This is a genomic window from Suttonella ornithocola, from assembly GCF_001889065.1.
Lineage (GTDB): Bacteria > Pseudomonadota > Gammaproteobacteria > Cardiobacteriales > Cardiobacteriaceae > Suttonella_A > Suttonella_A ornithocola.
The window spans coordinates 1-2,397 of record NZ_LWHB01000211.1 but is presented as its reverse complement, the minus strand read 5'-3'; the positions used below and the strand labels follow the sequence as shown (position 1 = coordinate 2,397).

General features: G+C 38.9%; 3 protein-coding genes. 2 read left to right on the top strand and 1 reads right to left on the bottom strand.

The window, feature by feature from the left end:
* Positions 1 to 232 (top strand): transposase (locus A5N85_RS13000; RefSeq protein ID WP_249023981.1); only part of this gene is annotated, 232 nt, incomplete at its 5' end.
* Between the two features lie 109 nt (positions 233 to 341).
* On the opposite strand, the gene nirK is transcribed toward A5N85_RS13000, so the two are convergent.
* The gene (gene nirK, locus A5N85_RS12995) at positions 342 to 1,487 is read right to left on the bottom strand and encodes a copper-containing nitrite reductase (RefSeq protein ID WP_072577574.1); all 1,146 of its coding nucleotides are present in this window, start codon (positions 1,485 to 1,487) and stop codon (positions 342 to 344) included.
* Between the two features lie 173 nt (positions 1,488 to 1,660).
* On the opposite strand from nirK, the gene A5N85_RS12990 reads away from it, so the two are divergent.
* Positions 1,661 to 1,927, top strand: a complete 267-nt coding sequence (locus A5N85_RS12990) for an IS630 transposase-related protein (protein WP_072577657.1) — start codon at positions 1,661 to 1,663, stop codon at positions 1,925 to 1,927.
* Positions 1,928 to 2,397 lie beyond the last annotated feature (470 nt).

The window sequence follows — 2,397 nt, the reverse complement described above, 5'->3', positions numbered from 1 at the left end:
TAAAAACAGTGTAATTGTCATGGACAATGCCGCTTTTCATAAACGCAGTGATATTCAAGCAATCATTGAAGAGCATGGGCATGAGATAGTTTGGTTACCCCCTTATAGTCCAGACTTAAATCCCATTGAAAAGATGTGGGCTTGGATTAAGCAAATACGCAAAGAATGGCGGATGGATTGTATTGATACTTTATTCTTTTATCTGCTTTGGATTGGGTTGGGTTTTCAATGATTTCGCTATATATTTTCAGCGAGCTACTAAAAAGTAAAAAGCCCACCAAAATAGTATTGGTGGGCTGATGATGTTTTTTACTTAAAGTAAGTTACTACTTATTTTCAGATTATTTTTGTTCCGTTTTTTCATTTATAGGACTCGGGGCCTTAACTTGCTCCATTAAATCATTATTCCATTTTCCATCAACACGGATTTGAGCAAGTGCGCCTAAATCAAGTGCCTCAATAAGATTGTGAGAGAGATAGACGTAGGTTCCGGGTTGTTTGAATTTATACATAGCAGCACCTGCTGAACCAGCACCGATTACCCAGCTTTCTAAATCTTGAGCAGGCTTGTCTGCAAGGTTGCCACGTTCCCAAACATATTCACCGTGTCCACCAATTAGGTGGGGGTAAGAAGCACGGTTAGCTTGTGAATGGTAAATCATAACGGTATCACCAACATTTGCATGAAGGGCATTGTCACCAGTTAATTGTCCTTTGCTTTCGCCAAAAACAACATGCGTTGGGATGAGTCCGTCCATGACTTTTTGATCATCGGTATAAGATTCTGCTGGATTGCTATAGCGTTTGTAGTTACCGTTTTCATCTTTAGGGATGTAGAAATCTTGCTCACCAATGTAGAATGCCTTGTCGTATTTAACAGGGTTGCCCTCTTTATCTTTTAGCCCGTCTTTCGGTAAAACTACGATAGCACCGTTCATACCATGAACAACGTGCCAAGGTATCATAGCACCACCCGGTGCGCAGTGGTAAACAAAAATACCAGGCTTGGTTGCTTTAAAGCGTAAGACGACTTCTTGTCCCGGTGCAACGTGCGTTAAATCTCCACCGCCAAGCGCACCGGTAGAAGCGTGAAAATCAATATTGTGTACCAATATATTACTTGTAGGGTTTTTTAAGGTGAGCTCTACATAATCTCCTTCGTGTACCACAATTAGAGGACCCGGAACGCTACCATTAAAGGTAAATGCCCACATAAAGACACCGGGTTCCACTTCAATTTCTTTTTCTTGAATAGTCATTTCGACTTGGACAACGCGCGGGGCAGCAGGTGTTTTTAAGCTATGCTCAGGAACATTTGGTGGGGTAACAAGCGTTTGTTTTACATGCTCTAGTTTACTGAGGTCAGGTGCTTGAACGCCTACTTCGTAACCGTCTAATCCACCGGTATAAGTGCTTGCTTCTTGGGCAAAGGCAGTAGGAGCGGTAGAAAGAGTAGCAATTGCTAGCGATAAAAATAGTTTATGCATGGGTTTTTCCTATTTGTGTTTTGATGATGCAATTTTATCGATTTTTGTAAAAAAATAGCTTGATATAGGTCAATTAGAGCGAATAAAAAAATAGTACTAAGTTGCTGAATAAGTATTATTATTTTGTTATTTTATTTATAGTAAAAGTCCACTAAACAAGTTACACTAACTGAATGGCATACTCATCAGACTATCGACAAATGATATTGACCAAGCTCAAAGAAGGCGCAAGCTTTCGGGAGTTAGCAGAAGAATATCAACTCATCCCAACAACCATACAACGTTGGAAGAAGAATCCTGAACGTAAGAAACGCGTATTTAAACCCCTAAAAATAGATAATAAGCTTCTGAAAGCAGATGTCAAATCTTATCCCGATGACTACCAATGGAAACGAGCCAGCTATTTGGTTGTAGCCAAAAATCTATCAGGCGTGCGTTAAAAAGAATTGGGATGACGCTTAAAAAAGACGGTAAATCATCCAAAAGCAGATAGCGCAAAACGGGCATCATTTCTTAAGCAGTTAAGAGAGCTCAAACAAGCTGGAAAAAAGATAGCTGACTTAGATGAAAGTGGTTTTAAATTACATGAGAGCAGAGGTTATGGTTATGCGCCAAGAGGCGAAGCTTGCTTAGGTCAGTACGACTGGCAACTCAAAAACCAAACCAATGCTATTGGTGCTGTGATGAACAACCCGTTATAGTAAAATCACTTAGAATCCAATCTATCCAAAGCAGATATAAAGAACAACTTGTAGTAGAATTATTGGTAGTTGTTTGAAAAGTATGCTAAACATACTCTTACAAAAAATACTTCTTTTAATATATTGATATTTAAATATTTAACTGCCATTGGATTATTTGATAATATTCCAGCATACTTTTCAAACCACTACCGAATTATCAAAAACAA